At 67.4% G+C, this 15625-nt stretch carries 16 protein-coding genes; 9 read left to right on the plus strand and 7 right to left on the minus strand.

All coding sequences use genetic code 11. The features are described from left to right. Window positions 1-72 precede the first annotated feature (72 nt). From QRN07_RS02680 to QRN07_RS02690, 3 genes are read right to left on the minus strand one after another with little or no spacing between them, the layout of a single operon-like run. A complete protein-coding gene (locus QRN07_RS02680; RefSeq protein WP_050684822.1) occupies window positions 73-1023 on the minus strand; it encodes a COX15/CtaA family protein in 951 nt (316 codons plus the stop codon). Window positions 1024-1030: 7 nt separating this feature from the next. Beyond that, window positions 1031-1846 (minus strand): ABC transporter permease, encoded by an 816-nt coding sequence (locus QRN07_RS02685; RefSeq protein WP_082178214.1) that lies wholly within the window; start codon window positions 1844-1846, stop codon window positions 1031-1033. After that, window positions 1843-2811 (minus strand): ABC transporter ATP-binding protein, encoded by a 969-nt coding sequence (locus tag QRN07_RS02690; protein WP_050684823.1) that lies wholly within the window; start codon window positions 2809-2811, stop codon window positions 1843-1845. The genes QRN07_RS02685 and QRN07_RS02690 overlap by 4 nt, the downstream gene beginning before the upstream one ends. Before the next feature lie 107 nt (window positions 2812-2918). Here QRN07_RS02690 and QRN07_RS02695 point away from each other — a divergent pair, with 107 nt between their 5' ends. The 6 genes from QRN07_RS02695 (at window position 2919) to QRN07_RS02720 (ending at window position 8103) form a co-directional block, all read left to right on the plus strand. After that, window positions 2919-3761, plus strand: coding sequence for a helix-turn-helix transcriptional regulator (locus QRN07_RS02695; protein WP_082178215.1), 843 nt, complete (start codon window positions 2919-2921; stop codon window positions 3759-3761). Then, a complete protein-coding gene (gene sufB, locus QRN07_RS02700; RefSeq protein ID WP_050684825.1) occupies window positions 3761-5224 on the plus strand; it encodes a Fe-S cluster assembly protein SufB in 1464 nt (487 codons plus the stop codon). The genes QRN07_RS02695 and sufB overlap by 1 nt, the downstream gene beginning before the upstream one ends. Before the next feature lie 2 nt (window positions 5225-5226). Further along, window positions 5227-6513, plus strand: a complete 1287-nt coding sequence (gene sufD, locus QRN07_RS02705; protein WP_050684826.1) for a Fe-S cluster assembly protein SufD — start codon at window positions 5227-5229, stop codon at window positions 6511-6513. Between the two features lie 20 nt (window positions 6514-6533). Beyond that, window positions 6534-6893: a non-heme iron oxygenase ferredoxin subunit gene (locus QRN07_RS02710; RefSeq protein ID WP_050684827.1), complete on the plus strand. Its 360-nt coding sequence runs from the start codon at window positions 6534-6536 to the stop codon at window positions 6891-6893. Between the two features lie 78 nt (window positions 6894-6971). Next, window positions 6972-7760, plus strand: a complete 789-nt coding sequence (gene sufC, locus QRN07_RS02715; RefSeq protein ID WP_050684828.1) for a Fe-S cluster assembly ATPase SufC — start codon at window positions 6972-6974, stop codon at window positions 7758-7760. 10 nt (window positions 7761-7770) lie between these two features. Then, window positions 7771-8103 (plus strand): metal-sulfur cluster assembly factor, encoded by a 333-nt coding sequence (locus QRN07_RS02720; RefSeq protein WP_050684829.1) that lies wholly within the window; start codon window positions 7771-7773, stop codon window positions 8101-8103. Between the two features lie 61 nt (window positions 8104-8164). Here the strand turns inward: QRN07_RS02720 and ypfJ are convergent, their stop codons facing one another. Then, window positions 8165-9049 carry a KPN_02809 family neutral zinc metallopeptidase gene (ypfJ, locus tag QRN07_RS02725; protein ID WP_056600407.1) on the minus strand — a complete coding sequence of 295 codons (885 nt, stop codon included), beginning with the start codon at window positions 9047-9049 and terminating at the stop codon, window positions 8165-8167. Between the two features lie 60 nt (window positions 9050-9109). Between ypfJ and QRN07_RS02730 the strand changes: the two genes are divergently transcribed. Further along, complete coding sequence (locus QRN07_RS02730; protein WP_056600404.1) at window positions 9110-10522, plus strand: class I adenylate-forming enzyme family protein; 1413 nt, start codon at window positions 9110-9112, stop codon at window positions 10520-10522. Then, entirely contained in the window at window positions 10512-11699 is a 1188-nt protein-coding gene (locus tag QRN07_RS02735) for a thiolase family protein (protein WP_056600402.1), read from the plus strand. The genes QRN07_RS02730 and QRN07_RS02735 overlap by 11 nt, the downstream gene beginning before the upstream one ends. Window positions 11700-11710: 11 nt before the next feature. On the opposite strand, the gene QRN07_RS02740 is transcribed toward QRN07_RS02735, so the two are convergent. The 3 genes from QRN07_RS02740 to QRN07_RS02750 are packed head-to-tail and all read right to left on the minus strand — an operon-like array spanning window position 11711 to window position 13713. Beyond that, window positions 11711-12334 carry an energy-coupling factor transporter transmembrane component T family protein gene (locus QRN07_RS02740; RefSeq protein WP_056600399.1) on the minus strand — a complete coding sequence of 208 codons (624 nt, stop codon included), beginning with the start codon at window positions 12332-12334 and terminating at the stop codon, window positions 11711-11713. Then, entirely contained in the window at window positions 12331-13062 is a 732-nt protein-coding gene (locus tag QRN07_RS02745) for an energy-coupling factor ABC transporter ATP-binding protein (RefSeq protein WP_056600398.1), read from the minus strand. Before QRN07_RS02745 ends, QRN07_RS02740 begins: the two co-directional genes overlap by 4 nt. A gap of 9 nt (window positions 13063-13071) precedes the next feature. After that, entirely contained in the window at window positions 13072-13713 is a 642-nt protein-coding gene (locus QRN07_RS02750; RefSeq protein WP_050687396.1) for a biotin transporter BioY, read from the minus strand. A 290-nt stretch (window positions 13714-14003) separates the two neighbouring features. Between QRN07_RS02750 and QRN07_RS02755 the strand changes: the two genes are divergently transcribed. Further along, window positions 14004-15602 carry an ABC-F family ATP-binding cassette domain-containing protein gene (locus tag QRN07_RS02755; RefSeq protein ID WP_050687394.1) on the plus strand — a complete coding sequence of 533 codons (1599 nt, stop codon included), beginning with the start codon at window positions 14004-14006 and terminating at the stop codon, window positions 15600-15602. Window positions 15603-15625: the final 23 nt, after the last annotated feature.

Raw genomic sequence — 15625 nt, forward strand, 5'->3', positions numbered from 1 at the left:
CGTCTTAAAAATGGAAGGCGCCCCGGTCCAGGTGGACCGGGGCGCCTTGCGCAGGGACTGGAGTCCGCGCTGCTACCCGGCAGCCACGGGGCTGCTGCGGGCAACATCCCAGGCGTTGGTAGCGGCTGACATCAAGAGCGCGGCTCCGAGCATGTGCGCCGCAACCAGCAGTTCAGGAATGCCGTTGTAGTACTGCGTGAAGCCGATGACGCCCTGCAGCAGCGTCACGGCCAGCAGGCCCAGCACGGCTGCACGGAACGGACCCTTGATCCGGCGCAACAGGACCACTGCCACCGCCACCAGGGTTCCTGCTGTAATCAGGTAAGCCGGTACGGCATGGATGTGTGAGAACAGGTCCCAGTCAAGGTTGTTGCGGGGGGCGTCGGCGTCGCCGGCGTGGGGCCCGGCTCCGGTGACCACCACGCCCAGCATCACGGCCAGGATGGAGAAGATGGCGACGGCGGCGGTCAGCGGGCGCATAACGCCCGGAACAGCGGGAAGCCGAAGGGCGGGGAACCTGCCGGTCCGCCCGTAGGCCCGGTTCACCAGCAGGGTGGCGAAGACCACCAGGGCCATGGAGACCAGGAAGTGCAGGCCCACCACCCAGGGGTTGAGTTGGGTCAGGACGGTGATGCCACCGATCACAGCCTGCGCCGGAATGCTGGCGAGCAGGCCCAGGGCCAGCAGGAACAGGTCCCGGCGTTCCTTGCGGAGGTTCCACAGGTACACCAGCAGGAGGGCGGCGACGGCGGCCAGCGCAAAAGTAAGCAGCCGGTTGCCGAATTCGATGAAGCCGTGGATTCCCATCTCCGGCGTGTTCACCAGGGACGTTTCGGTACAGCGCGGCCAGGTGGGGCAGCCCAGTCCGGAAGCGGTCAGCCGGACAGCGCCGCCGGTCACCACCAGCAGGGTCTGCCCGATCAGGGAGGCCACGGCCAGGCGGCGGACACTCTTGTCCACCGTGCGGGGCAGCCGCGCGGCAAGGCGGCCGGCTAGTTGAGGAAGGCGGGAAACCGTGCTCACGAAAAACTCAATTCCATTTGAACCAGCGGATGGCTGCTGCACCGGCGATAACCGTCCACAGCAGCAGGACAAGGGCAGCGGCGCCGTTCAGGGTGCCGCCAAGGAATGCCTCACGCAGGGACTCGCCCAGCGCACCTGAGGGCAGGTAGTGCACCACTGCCTGCGCGGCACCCGGGAGCCGTTCGCCCGGGATGACAATCCCGCCGAGGGCGCCCAGCAGGATCCACAGCAGGTTGGTGATGGCCAGGGTGGCTTCCGGCCGGACGGTTCCGGCAACCAGCAGGCCCAGCGCCGTGAAGGCGCCTGCACCAAGGACCAGCAGCAGCAGGCCGGGCAGCCACCCCGCGGCGGGCGGCTGCCAGCCAAGCAGCAGCGCCACCAGGGTCACCACCACCACCTGCAGGCACAGGACCACCAGGACGGAGAGGGCCTTGCCGGCGATCAGTCCACCGCGGCCCAGGGGAGTGGTGGACAGGAAGCGGAGCACACCGTAGCGGCGGTCAAACCCCGTGGCGATCCCTTGGCCGGTGAAGGCCGTGGACATGGCGCACAGGGCCAGGATGCCCGGTACGGCGACGTTGATCCGGCTGGCACCCATGCCGTCCAGGAAAGGCGTGACTGTGAGTCCCACCAGTGCCAGCAGCGGAAGGATGATGGCAAGGATCAGCTGCTCACCGTTCCGCAGCATCGCCAGCGCCTCGTATTTGCCCTGCAGCAGCACCCGCCGGAACAGCGTCGCCGGACCGGAAAGCGTGCTGCCGCCCGGGTTTCCGGCAGCGCCGGGGGACGGCGCAGGGCCGGTGGTTGCGGGGGTCCCGTTCATCGGACGTCCTTTCCCGAAATATCCAAAAAGACGTCTTCAAGGCTACGCGCCTGCAGGCTCATGGCGGTCGGCATGATGTTGCGTGCTTCCCACCAGGTGGCCAGAGCGGCCAGGTGCGCCGGGGCCAGGGCGCCGGTCACCGTGTAGCTGCCGGCCCGGACCTCGAGGATTTCCGCACCGGGCGGCAGGACGCCGTCGAACTCCAGTCCGGGGTCCGCATCAAAGACCAGGGTGCGCACCTGCTCCGCGCCGGGTGTTACGCCATGGTCCCGCTGCAGCAGTTCCTGGACCGTGCCCTCGGCTACGTTGCGGCCGCCGTCGATGATGTAGACATAATCGGCAAGCCGCTGGGCGTCATCCATCAGGTGCGTGGTGAGGATGATTCCCATGCCGGCGTCGCGGAGTTCTGCGATGAGCTCGAACACCACCTGGCGTGACTGCGGGTCCAGGCCGGCGCTTGGCTCATCCAGGAAGAGCACTTCGGGGCGGCCGATCAGCGCCGCAGCCAGGGCCAGGCGCTGTTTCTGGCCGCCGGAGAGCCGGCGCACAGTGGTTCGGCTGAAGGCGTCGATGCCCAGCCGTTCCACGAGTTCGGGCACCGGCCAGGGGTTGGCGTAAAGGCCTGCGACGTGCCGCAGCAGCGGGATGGGCCTGGCCGACGGAGGGAGGCCGCCGTCCTGCAGCATCACGCCAACGCGGGACCGCAGGTCAGCCCCCGCCGCAGCGGGGTCCTGGCCCAGCAGGGTGATGGTTCCCCCGGTACGCTTCTGCAGGCCCTGCGCGCACTCGAGCGTGGTGGTTTTACCGGCTCCGTTGGCGCCGAGGAGGGCGGTGACCTGGCCGCGTTCCGCGGTCAGCGACACACCGCTGACCACGCGGAGCATCCGGCCGTCGAGGCTGGAAAGGGGGCCGACGTCCTTGATGAGCCCGTCAATGGACAGGACCGGGGAAGATGGGGATCGCACCCACGTATTCTACGGGACGTAGTACTTACGGCCGCCGCGCCGGCCGCCAGGCCGAGGCCAGCCTGTCCTTACTGGAGGACGGGACTAAATTACGACATGATTGTGTTGTGTATTCCGTGAGTAACGCTACTGTTGCGCCCGTCACCGGGCGCGGGGCCGCACAGGCCCCCACCCACCGCAGCCCTGTGGCCGCCGGTGCGGTGGCCGACGCGGATGACCGAACCCGGGACCGCGTCCTGTCCGCCGTCCTGGAGCACGGGCCCGTGAGCGCCGCCGAACTCGGCGACCTTCTGGGCTTCACCCCTGCCGCCGTCCGGCGCCACCTGGATAACCTTTCGCGCGCGGGCGTCATCGAAGTCAAGCGTGCTGCCCGCTCCGGCGGCGGCGCAGGACGCCCCGCCCGGCGGTACGTCCTGAGCTCGCAGGGCCAGTCGAGCCTGGGGAACGATTACCTGGACATCGCCGCCCTGGCGCTCCAGCAGCTCCAGAAAGCCGCCGGCCCGGACGCTGTCCGGGCGTTCGCCGTCGAACGCTTCGCCGACATGGAACGCCGCTACGCCCCGGAAATCGACAAGGCAGGCCCGGACATCGCCGACCGTGCCAAGGCGCTCTCCGATGCCCTGAGCCGGGACAACTTCGTGTCCTCCGCAGCCTCCATCGAAGCCAAGGCCCCGCTGCCGGCGGCCCTGTCCAGCGTCCAGCTGTGCCAGGGACACTGCCCCATCCAGGAACTCGCGTCCCGTTTCCCCGTATTCTGCGACGTTGAGACCGAAGTTTTCTCCCGGCTGGTGGGCGTCGACGTCCGCCGGCTTTCCACGCTGGCCCGCGGCGGCCACGTCTGCACCACCCACATTCCCACAGGCAGGCTGTCTGCCCCGGAGCCCGCAGGCTCCCCGGCAGCCCCCGCCAGCCTGGTTGAAGTAAACAACCATCAGCAAGAAAGGCCGTGATGACGGACCAACTATCAGAGAAAGCGGTAGCCGAAAGCACTGTGATCTCGGAGATTCTCGAAAAGAATCCCGAGCTCCACGGCATCGGTAACTACGAGTATGGCTGGGCTGACAAAAACGACGTCGGCGCCAACGCCCGACGTGGGCTCAGCGAAGAGGTCGTCCGGGACATTTCGGCCAAAAAGAGCGAACCCCAGTGGATGCTTGACCTGCGCCTGAAGGGCCTGAAGTACTTCGACCGCAAGCCCATGCCCACCTGGGGTGCAGACCTCTCCGGCATCGACTTCGACAACATCAAGTATTTTGTGCGCTCCACCGAGAAGCAGGCTGCCACCTGGGAGGACCTGCCCGAGGACATCCGGAACACGTACGAGAAGCTTGGCATCCCCGAAGCCGAGCGCAGCCGCCTGGTTTCCGGCGTGGCAGCCCAGTACGAGTCGGAAGTGGTGTACCACCAGATCCGCGAGGACCTGGAACAGCAGGGCGTCATCTTCCTCGACACCGACACCGCGCTGAAGGAACACCCGGAGATCTTCCAGGAGTACTTCGGCACCGTCATCCCCGTGGGCGATAACAAGTTCGCGTCACTGAACACCTCCGTCTGGTCCGGCGGTTCCTTTGTGTACGTCCCCAAGGGCGTCCACGTGGACATCCCCCTTCAGGCCTACTTCCGCATCAACACGGAAAACATGGGCCAGTTCGAGCGGACGCTGATCATCGCGGACGAGGACTCCTACGTCCACTACATCGAAGGCTGCACGGCGCCGATCTACACCTCGGACTCCCTGCACTCCGCCGTTGTGGAGATCGTGGTGAAGAAGGGCGCCCGCGTCCGCTACACCACCATCCAGAACTGGTCGAACAACGTCTACAACCTGGTGACCAAGCGCGCCATCTGCGAAGAAAGCGCCACCATGGAGTGGGTCGATGGCAACATCGGCTCCAAGGTCACCATGAAGTACCCGGCCGTCTACCTCGTTGGCGAGCACGCCAAGGGCGAGACGCTGTCCATCGCCTTCGCCGGCGAAGGCCAGCACCAGGACACGGGTTCCAAGATGGTCCACATCGCACCGAACACCAAGAGCTCCATCATCTCCAAGTCGGTGGCACGCGGCGGCGGCCGAGCCGCCTACCGCGGCCTGGTCCAGGTCCGTGAAGGCGCCAAGCACTCCGCCAACACCGTCCGCTGTGACGCGCTGCTGGTGGACACCATCAGCCGCTCGGACACGTACCCGTACATCGACATCCGCGAGGACGACGTTGTGATGGGACACGAGGCCACCGTGTCACGCGTCAGCGAAGAGCAGCTGTTCTACCTGATGTCCCGCGGCATGCGCGAAGACGAGGCCATGGCGATGATCGTGCGCGGCTTCATCGAGCCGATCGCCCGGGAACTCCCCATGGAATACGCACTTGAGCTGAACCGCCTGATTGAACTGCAGATGGAAGGGTCCGTCGGATAACGATGACTGAAATCACTACCGAAAAAGCGCGCATCGGCGCGCCCTCAGCCCAGCCGTTCATCGACGGTTTCACTGAAGAGGGCGAAAGCCTTTCGCCCATCAACGCTGCGGGCGCCAAGTCCCCGCTGGCGGGAGCCTCTGCCAAGAGCCACTCCCACGGCGGCGGCGAAGGCATTCCGGACAGCTCACGCGCCGGCCGCCTGACCTCCTACAAGCTGGCGGACTTCAAGCCGCTGACCGGCCTGGAAGAGGACTGGCGCTTCACCCCGCTCAAACGGCTCCGCGGCCTGCACAGCGAGGTCCTCTCCGGCGCGGCCCCCGCCGTGTCCGTCAGCGGTCCTGACGCTGTCATCGTGGAAACGGTTGGCCGCGACGACCAGCGGATCGGCACCGCCGGGATCCCGGAGGACCGGGTCTCCGCCAACGCCTGGGAGAACTTCGCCGAGGCCACCGTGGTGACCATCCCCGAAGAGTTCGAAGCCGATTCGGAAATCACCGTCAACATCACGGGCAGTTCGGCCGACGCCGCCGCCCAGCACCTGGTGATCGTGGCGAAGAAGTTCTCCAAGGCCGTTGTTGTGCTCAACCACACCGGCAACGCCGTGGTGGCCGAAAACGTCGAAATCGTTGTTGAGGACAGCGCCAACCTCACGGTGGTGTCCCTTCAGGAATGGGACGACGCAGCAGTGCACGCCTCCTCGCAGCAGGCAAAGATCGGCCGCGACGCAAAGCTCAAGCACGTTATGGTCAGCCTGGGCGGTGACCTGGTCCGGGTCACGCCGTCCGCGCGTTTCACCGCCCCCGGCGGCGAAGCCGAACTGTTCGGCCTGTACTTCGCCGACGCCGGCCAGCACCTTGAGCAGCGCCTGTTTGTTGACCACGCCGTGGCCAACTGCAAGTCCAACGTGCTGTACAAGGGTGCCCTGCAGGGCCGCAACGCGCACGCCGTCTGGGTGGGCGATGTCTTGATCCGCAAGGAAGCAGAAGGCACCGACACCTACGAGGCCAACCGCAACCTGCTGCTCACGGACGGCGCCCGCGCCGATTCCGTCCCGAACCTCGAAATCGAGACGGGCCTGATCGAGGGTGCCGGCCACGCCAGCGCCACCGGCCGGCTGGATGACGAGCACCTGTTCTACCTGATGGCCCGCGGCATCCCGGAAAACGTGGCCCGCCGCCTCGTGGTCCGTGGCTTCCTGAACGAGATCATCCAGCAGATCAAGGTACCCGCCCTTGAGGAACGCCTCACGGACGCCGTGGAGCGCGAACTCGCGCTGACGGAAAACTAAGGCACGGGGCACGGGAACACATGACTGACCAGCCAAAAGGCGAACTCGTCTGCAAAGTCGATGACATTTCGCCGAAGCAGGCCCTGCGGATCCTGATCGAGGACTACCCGGTGGCCATCGTCAAGGACTCCATGGGGGAAATCCATGCGATCGGCGACACCTGCTCGCACGCGGACATTTCCCTGTCCGAGGGCGAAGTGGAAGGGTGCGCCATCGAGTGCTGGGGCCACGGCTCCCAGTTCGACCTGCGCAGTGGCCAGCCCCTGCAGCTGCCCGCCTACGATCCCGTTCCTGTGTTCGCTGTTGAAATCCGGGCCGACGAGGTCTACGTGGACTTCAGCAACGTCCTCAACGGCGCCGAGGCACCAACCTTCAGCTAGCACCACAGATTCACGAACCAACTTCCAGACAAAGACCGCACCGCAGCCGCCAGGCCGGTGCAGAGGAGAACAAGACATATGTCTACTCTTGAGATCAAGGACCTGCACGTCAGCATTGAGACGGAGCAGGGCACCAAGGAAATCCTGAAGGGCGTCAGCCTGACCATCCGGACCGGCGAAACCCACGCCATCATGGGCCCCAACGGGTCCGGCAAGTCCACGCTGGCCTCCACCATCGCCGGACACCCCCGCTACAACGTCACCAGCGGCTCCATCACGCTGGACGGCGAAGACGTCCTGGAAATGAGCGTTGACCAGCGTGCCCGCGCCGGCGTTTTCCTCGCCATGCAGTACCCTGTCGAGGTTCCCGGCGTGAGCATGACCAACTTCCTGCGCACCGCCAAGACCGCCATCGACGGCGAAGCCCCCAAGCTGCGCACCTGGACCAAGGACGTCAAGGCTGCCATGGAGCAGCTGCGCATCGACGCCGACTTCGCCCAGCGCAACGTCAACGAAGGCTTCTCCGGCGGCGAAAAGAAGCGGGTCGAGATCCTTCAGCTTGAGCTCTTCAAGCCCAAGTTCGCCATCCTGGACGAAACCGACTCAGGCCTGGACGTCGACGCGCTCAAGGTCGTCTCCGAAGGCGTCAACCGCGCCCACTCCGAGGGCAACATGGGCACGCTGCTCATCACGCACTACACCCGGATCCTGCGCTACATCAAGCCTGACTTCGTCCACGTCTTCGTTGACGGCCAGGTTGTTGAAGAGGGCGGCCCGGAGCTCGCCGACCGCCTGGAAGACGAAGGCTACGACCGTTACGCCAAGGGCGCCGGCGCTGCCGCCATCGCTGCGGCACCGGCCCTGTAAGGAACCCGCCATGACTGATATCAAGCCGGGCCAGACGGCCCTGGAGGACGTCGAAGAGGCGTTGAAGGATGTCATCGATCCCGAGCTCGGCGTCAACATCGTGGACCTGGGCCTGCTCTACGGGCTCAAGTACTCCGACGACGACGGCGCGCTGCTGATCGACATGACGCTGACCACCGCAGCATGCCCGCTCACCGACGTCCTCGAGGAGCAGGTGGGCAAGTCCCTCGACGGCGTTGTGGACGAGTGGCGCCTGAACTGGGTCTGGATGCCGCCGTGGGGTCCCGAGCGGATCACGGACGACGGCAAGGACCAGATGCGGGCCCTCGGCTTCAACATCTGAAAGTACGACGACGGCCGGTTACCTTTTTCGCAAAAGGTAACCGGCCGTCGTCGTACGTGCCTTAAAGGTTGGCGGCGGCGAAGGTGTCGCACTGTTTGATGTCGCCGGTTTCGTAGCCTTTGCTGAACCAGGCCTGGCGCTGCTCGCTGGAACCGTGGGTCCAGGCTTCCGGGTTGACCTGGCCGGTGGCGGACGCCTGGATGCGGTCATCGCCCACGGCGGACGCGGCCGACAAGGCATCGTTCAGGTCCTGCTGGGTCAACGGTTCCAGGTACGGCTGGCCGGTAGCCGGGTCCGCAACGGTGGTGGCGTGGCGGGCCCAGAGCCCCGCGTAGCAGTCGGCCTGCAGTTCCGTACGGACGGCGCCGGACTCCGGCCCCTGCGGATCCTGTTGCGCGCGGTCCAGGTCGCCCAGGATGTTCTGGACGTGATGGCCAAACTCATGGGCCACCACGTATTCCTGGGCCAGTGGACCGCCGGAGGACCCAAACCGGTCCACCAGTTCCTGGAAGAAACCCGGGTCGAAGTAAGCGGTGGTGTCCGTGGGGCAGTAGAACGGACCCACGGCGCTGGTGGCCGAACCGCAGCCGGTGTCGGTGCCGCCCTCGAAAATGACGGTCTCGGGCTGCGGGTACTGCACGTTGTACTGCTGCAGGTAGGCCGGCCAGAAAGCGTTGAGGCTGTTGACCGTGCCCGTGATGCGGCAGTCCTCGCGCGCATCGGCGTCCGCACCTGTGGAGCAGGCCGGCGCCGTGCCCTGCTGCTGGGTTTGCGGTGCCTGGGTGCCTGCCAGGCCGCCCAGGAGGTCCGGGTTGATGCCCAGGAGCAGCGCCACCAGGAGGACAAGTCCGCCGCCGATGCCGCCGCCCACTTTTACGCCGCGGCCCATGCCGCGGCGGTCCTGGACCTGCGAAGGGTCCAGCTGCACATTGTCATTGAAACTCATAGGGTCACAATAGCCCGCGGCCACGGCGCCGGACCGGAGCCTGCCGGTAAAGTTGATCCGATGCCTTTTCTTGACCGACTCCAGCGCTGGGCCGACGAACGTCCGCACCATCCCGCTGTCGTGATCGCCGGCCGCCGGCTCACGTGGGCGCAGTTGCGCGACGGCGCCGAGGCCCGGCTGGGTGCCACGGGACCGATCACGGCCCTCTGCCAGGAGAATTCCGTGGATTTCGCCCTGCAGTACGCGGCAGCCGTGGCGGGGGAGCGGCAGTGCGCCGTGCTGGACCCCTCCTGGCCAGCCGGCCTGCAGGCGGACATCGTGGCGGCGGTACGCGCGCACGCCGTCCCCGGCCAGGTTCCGGACGCTGCCGCGGACCTGCTGGCTGACGGGCCGCCGGGCTCCACCTTCCTGATCGGGCTGACGTCCGGAACCACGTCCCTGCCCAAGGCCTTCACCAGGTCCCGGCGTTCCTGGCAGGAATCGTTTGAGGCGTCGATCGAGTTCTTCGGCCTCCGCGCGGATGACGTGACACTGGCCCCGGGCCCCCTGGCTGCCAGCCTCAACCTGTACGCCCTCTCCGAATGCCTGTACGCCGGCTCCGAGTTCCAGACCCTGGCCTCCTTTGATGTGGGGGACATCCACGCGGCCATCACCTATGACCGGGTCACCCGGCTGGTCCTGGTTCCCACCATGCTCCGGATGCTCAGCGAACGCGGCCTGGCCGGCGGGGTGGACGCAGCAGGCATCCGGACCATCATCTGCGCCGGGTCCAAGCTTGATGCGCGCACGCTCCAGGCGGCCCGCCGGTGGGCCCCCAACGCCACGATTTTCGAGTACTACGGCGCCTCCGAGCTGAGCTTCGTCTCGGGTGCCGGGCTGCCTGCCGGCCGGCCTCCGGAGGTTGGCGGCACAGGCATCGGGCGGCCGTTCCCTGGCGTGGAGGTCCGCATCCTTGACGACGCCGGGGCCCAGGTACCCGACGACGGCGCCGGAAACATCTGCGTCCGGAGCGGCCTGGTCAGCAACGGCTACCTCTGGGGGGACGACGGCGAGGCACTGCGTTCTTTCGGCGACTGGTACACGGTGGGGGACCAGGGGTTCCTGCGTGACGGTGAACTGCACATCCTGGGCCGCCGCGCCGACATGATCCTGACCGCCGGGAAAAACGTCTACCCGCATGAGGTGGAGCTGGCCCTCTCCGCCCTCCCCGGCGTGTGCGCAGCCGTGGCCGCCGGAATGCCTGACGACATCCGCGGCCAGCGGGTGGTGGCGGGGGTGGTCCCGGCCCATGGCGGGCTGACGGCCACCTCGCTGCGGGCCGGCCTGGAGGCCATCCTGCCGCGGGACAAACGTCCGCTGCAGTACTTCCTGCTCACCGAGCTGCCCGCCACGGACCGCGGCAAGGTCAGCCGCACCCTGCTGCTGGACTGGATTGCCGGACACGATCCCCGGGTGAAGAACCTTGGCGCCTGACCTGCTGCCCCCGGACCGCCAACCGGTCATCATCGCGGCGCTGCGCACCCCGGTGTGCCGGGTCAACGGTCCGCTGCGCACAGTGCCGGCCCATGAACTCCTGGCGCCTGTGCTTCGCCGGCTGGTCAGCACCACCGGGCTGGACCCAGCCGCCGTTGCGGATGTGGTGATCGGCAACGCCGTGGGCGCCGGTGGCAACGTGGCCCGCCTCGCCCTGCTGGCGGCAGGCCTTCCCGTGGGGGTACCCGGCATGACCGTTGACCGCCAGTGCGGTTCCGGCCTGGACGCCATCGCCCTGGCGGCCCGGCTGGTGGCAGCCGGCGGAAACCCCGTGTACCTGGCCGGGGGAGTGGAGAGCACCAGCACCGCACCGCTCCGGGCCCGCCCGGATGCCGACGGGACGCCCCGGTTCTATTCGCGGGCCCAGTTTGTACCGGCGGGTTTCGGTGATCCGGACATGGGCGTCGCGGCGGAAAACGTGGCCCGGGAGTACGCTGTTGGCCGGGAACGCCAGGACGCGCTGGCCCTGGCCAGCCACGGCCGGGCCCTCGCTGCCGCAGCAGCCGGAACCTTTTCCGGCGAAATTGTCTCCGTGGCCGTAGGCGCCACGGAGGTTTCAGCCGACGACGGCCCCCGCCGAGGCCTGAACAACGCCGTTATGGCGCGTTTCCCGGCCGCTTTTGTCCCCGGCGGCACTGTCACCGCCGGAAACTCCTGCTTTGACGCGGACGCGGCGTCCGCCGTGGTGGTGACCTCGCTGGCGCGGGCCAGGGAACTGAACGCCGCGGACGGGCTGCTGGTGCTTGGCACCGCCACGGCCGGCGTGGACCCCGCGGTCCTCGGCATTGGCGCCGTTCCGGCGGCACGCAGCGTCCTGGCGGCGGCCGGCCTGGCAGCAGCAGAGGTGGACCTGGTGGAGTTCAATGAGGCCTTCGCCGCTCAGACGCTGGCCTGCCTGGACCTGCTGGGCATTGCCCCGGAGCTGGCTAATGCCGACGGCGGCGCCCTGGCCCTGGGGCATGCCTATGGAGCGTCCGGGGCCGTCCTGGTCACCCGGTTGCTGGCACAGGCGCGCGCGCAGGGGGTGGCCGGCACCCTGGCGCTGGCCCTGATCAGCATGGCCGGGGGGATGGGCACGGCCGCGCTCCTCCGCTACGAGCGGATCAGCCGCGACTGAGCCGGGCCAAGTCAGTCTTCCGCGTCGCCCAGCCCGCGGGCGGCCAGCGCCTCGCCGGTCCGGCGCGCGTAAGCCACCGAGCTGATGAAGACGGGCAGGACCAGGGCGCGGGGATTGCGTTCCAGGCCGCGTGCTTTGGCGGAATCGCGGACATCGGCGAAGGTGCCCGCGATATACGGAATGCTGCGGAGCATAATGCCGATGGTCAGGGCGAACCGTTCCGGGTCGGCGCCGAACCGCTGCAGCGGACGGACAGCCGCCACCACCCCGTCCAACAGGCGCTGGACCGGCGTGGACACGGTGAGGATGGACGCGGCCACCACGCAGACCAGGATGTTCAGGACAATCCGGGCGGCCGTTGGCGCACCCAGCTGCCAACCCTGGAACAACCCGATCACCAGCAGCACCGGCACCAGGGCCCGGACCGCGCGCCATAACCGCCGGAAACCGGCGCCGGACAGCAGGAACAATGCGGCCAGGGCCGCCAGGGCGACCGCAGACCAGCGCCAGTCCGCCACCACGAAGGAGGCAACGCCGCAGGCGAAGACCAGCAGGAATTTCACGGCCAGCGGCGTGCGGTGGACCAGTGAGGTGCCTGGCGCGTAGGTGGCCAGAAGGAAACCGTGGTCCTTCACCGCGGACCTGGCCCTGGAGTCTCGAGGCCGGCCAGGCACAGTTCCCGGTAGAAGGCGACAGCGGTTGCGGCCTGGCCGTCAAACACCACTGCGCCCTGGTCGATGACCAGCACCCTGTCCATCCCGAGGACCAGGTCCAGGTCATGGGTGGACATAATGATCTGCTGGTCCAGCCCGGTCAGGGTCCGGCGCAGCAGTTCCCTGTTCCGCAGGTCAAGCAGCGTTGACGGTTCATCCAGCACCAACACGGCGGGGTCCACTGCCAGCACTGCCGCCAGGGCCAGGAGCTGCCGTTCGCCGCCCGAAAGCTCGTAGATGCTTTGGTCTGCCAGGGGCAGCAACCCGAACCGGTCCAGTGCCGCGTCGGCCAGGCGGCGCCGTTCGGCACCGTTGCGGGCTGTCCGCCGCAGGGACAGTTCCACGTCCTCGCGTCCCGTGGGCATCACCAGTTGGGACAGCGGGTCGGTAAAAACAAAACCCACGGCCCGCCGGACGGACCGGACAGCACGGACGGTGTCCTGCCCGTCCACCGCGACGTGGCCTTCGCTGGGCTGCACCAGCCCGTTGACCAGGCGCAGGAGCGTGGACTTTCCCGAGCCGTTCGCACCGATCACGCCAACGCGCGCCTCGGTGAGCTCCAGGCTGACATCCTGCAGCAGCATCTTGGGCTCCGGCAGGTGATCCACCGCGACGGCTACGGAGACGCCGTCGAACGTTACCTTGGGCATCCGGCGCGGCTACGCGGCAACGGGCCGGGCGGTGCGCTTGGCACGCCGCACCAGGATGTCCGGGAAGGCGCGGTGCAGGGCGACGGCGATACCGGCGGCAAGGATGTTCTTGACAATGTCTCCCGGGTAAAACACGGCGTCACTGAGGAATGCCTGGCCCAGGGTGGCCTTGGTGGTGATGGCAATGCCGGCCACACCCAGCGAGTGGACCACCACGGCGCTGGTCAGCAAGGCGGAGGCGAAGAACCACAGCGTGCGGGCCTTGGTGGTCCTGCGGATCACCAAGGTGGCCAGCCAGCCAACAACAGCCGCGGCGATGGGGAAGGCGATGATGTACCCGGCGGAGGGGCCCGCCAGGACCGCCAGGCCGCTGCGGCCCAGGCTGAAAATGGGCAGGCCGGCAAGGCCCAGGAGGACGTAAAGGCCGACGGCGGCAAACGCCCGGGCCGGGCCCAGCACCAGGCCGGTCAGCATCACCGCCAGGGTTTGGAAAGTGATGGGGACGCCGATTCCCGTAATGGCCAGGGCGGGCGCGAGCGCCGCGGCGGCCACCAGCGCGGCGAAGACGGCGATCAGGCCCAGGTCCGTGGCGTTCCAGCGGGTCCGGCCCGGGGTGTGGGTCTTGGTGGGGGAGGGTGCGGTGTTGCTCATGGGGGTCCTGTCGGGGTTGTACAAGCAGGTCAATTCGTACCGCCGACGCTACCGGGGCGGCGGTGGCCGGATTTTGTAGGGGTCCTACTAAAGCCGGAGCCGGCAACCTGAGAGTGGAAACAAAGGCCGTCAGCGGGTGCGGTGATGGACGGCACCGTCCCCGGCGGTTATGCGCTGAAGCCATGGACGGTAGACTTGGGTGGGCCGTTCTCCGGCCACTCTGCCCCGCCCGCTCCGGATCCGATGAAGCGGGCTGCGGCGTTCCCCTGTTGTGAAAGGCCTTACCTGCTGTGATTACTGTCCAGGATCTTGAACTGCGTGCCGGTGCACGGCTCCTCATGGACCAGGTGAGCTTCCGGATCGACAAGGGCGACAAAATCGGCCTGGTGGGCCGCAACGGTGCCGGCAAAACCACGCTGACCCGGGTCCTGGCCGGCGAGGGCCTGCCTGCTGCCGGCAAAGTCACCCGCACGGGGGAGATCGGCTACCTGCCGCAGGACCCGCGCACCCCGGACATGGAACAGCTGGCACGGGACCGGATCCTGTCCGTCCGCGGCCTGGATATCGCCGTCAGCAAGCTCCGCCTCGCCCACGAGGAAATGGCCAGCGACGACGCCGCGGTCCAGCGCAAGGCCATGAACCGCTACGACCGGCTCGAATCCGAGTTCCTGGCCGCCGGCGGGTACGCCGCCGAAGCCGAGGCCGCAGCGATCTGCTCCAACCTTGCCCTGCCGGACCGGCTCCTGAACCAGCCCCTTAAGACCTTGTCCGGTGGCCAGCGCCGCCGTGTGGAGTTGGCCCGCATCCTCTACTCGGATGCCGAAACCATGCTCCTTGACGAACCCACCAACCACCTGGACGCCGACTCCATCGCCTGGCTGCGTGACTTCCTGAAGAACCACCAGGGCGGCCTGATCGTGATCAGCCACGACACCGAACTGCTTGAAGCCACGGTTAACAAGGTGTTCCTGCTGGATGCCAACCGGGCTCAGATCGACTTCTACAACATGGACTGGAAGCGGTACCTCACCCAGCGCGAAACCGACGAGCGGGCACGCAAGCGCGAGCGTGCCAACGCCGAAAAGAAGGCCCAGGTCCTCTTTGACCAGGCCAACAAGATGCGCGCAAAGGCCACCAAGGCCGTCGCTGCCCAGAACATGGCCAAACGAGCCGAACGGCTGCTCAGCGGCCTGGAAGCAGTCCGCGAGAACGACCGCGTGGCAGCGCTCCGGTTCCCGGACCCCTCACCCTGCGGCCGTACCCCGCTCACCGCGGAGGGCCTCAGCAAGTCTTACGGGTCACTGGAAATCTTCACTGACGTGGACCTGGCGATCGACCGCGGCTCCAAGGTGGTCATCCTGGGCCTCAACGGTGCCGGCAAAACCACCCTGCTGCGGATGCTCGCCGGTGTCGACAAGCCGGACACCGGTGATGTGATCGCCGGCCACGGCCTCAAGGTGGGCTACTACGCCCAGGAACACGAAACCCTGGACGTGGACCGTACGGTCCTTGAAAACATGCGTTCCTCGGCCCCGGACATGAAGGATGCGGAGGTGCGCGGCATCCTCGGTTCGTTCCTGTTCTCCGGAGATGACGTGGACAAGCCCGCCGGTGTGCTGTCCGGCGGCGAGAAGACCCGCCTGGCGCTGGCCACCATCGTGGCTTCCAGCGCCAACGTACTGCTCCTGGACGAGCCCACCAACAACCTGGACCCGGCCAGCCGCGCCGAGATCCTGGGGGCCCTCAAGAACTACAGCGGCGCCGTCGTCCTGGTCAGCCACGATGAGGGGGCCGTCGAGGCCCTCAATCCGGAGCGTGTTGTCCTGCTGCCGGACGGCGTCGAGGACCACTGGAACGAAGACTACCTGGACCTGATCACCCTGGCGTGATCCGCCCGGTGTGAACACTGCCG

The sequence above is a fragment of the Pseudarthrobacter sp. MEB009 genome (assembly GCF_030208875.1).
In the GTDB taxonomy this organism is placed as follows: domain Bacteria; phylum Actinomycetota; class Actinomycetes; order Actinomycetales; family Micrococcaceae; genus Arthrobacter.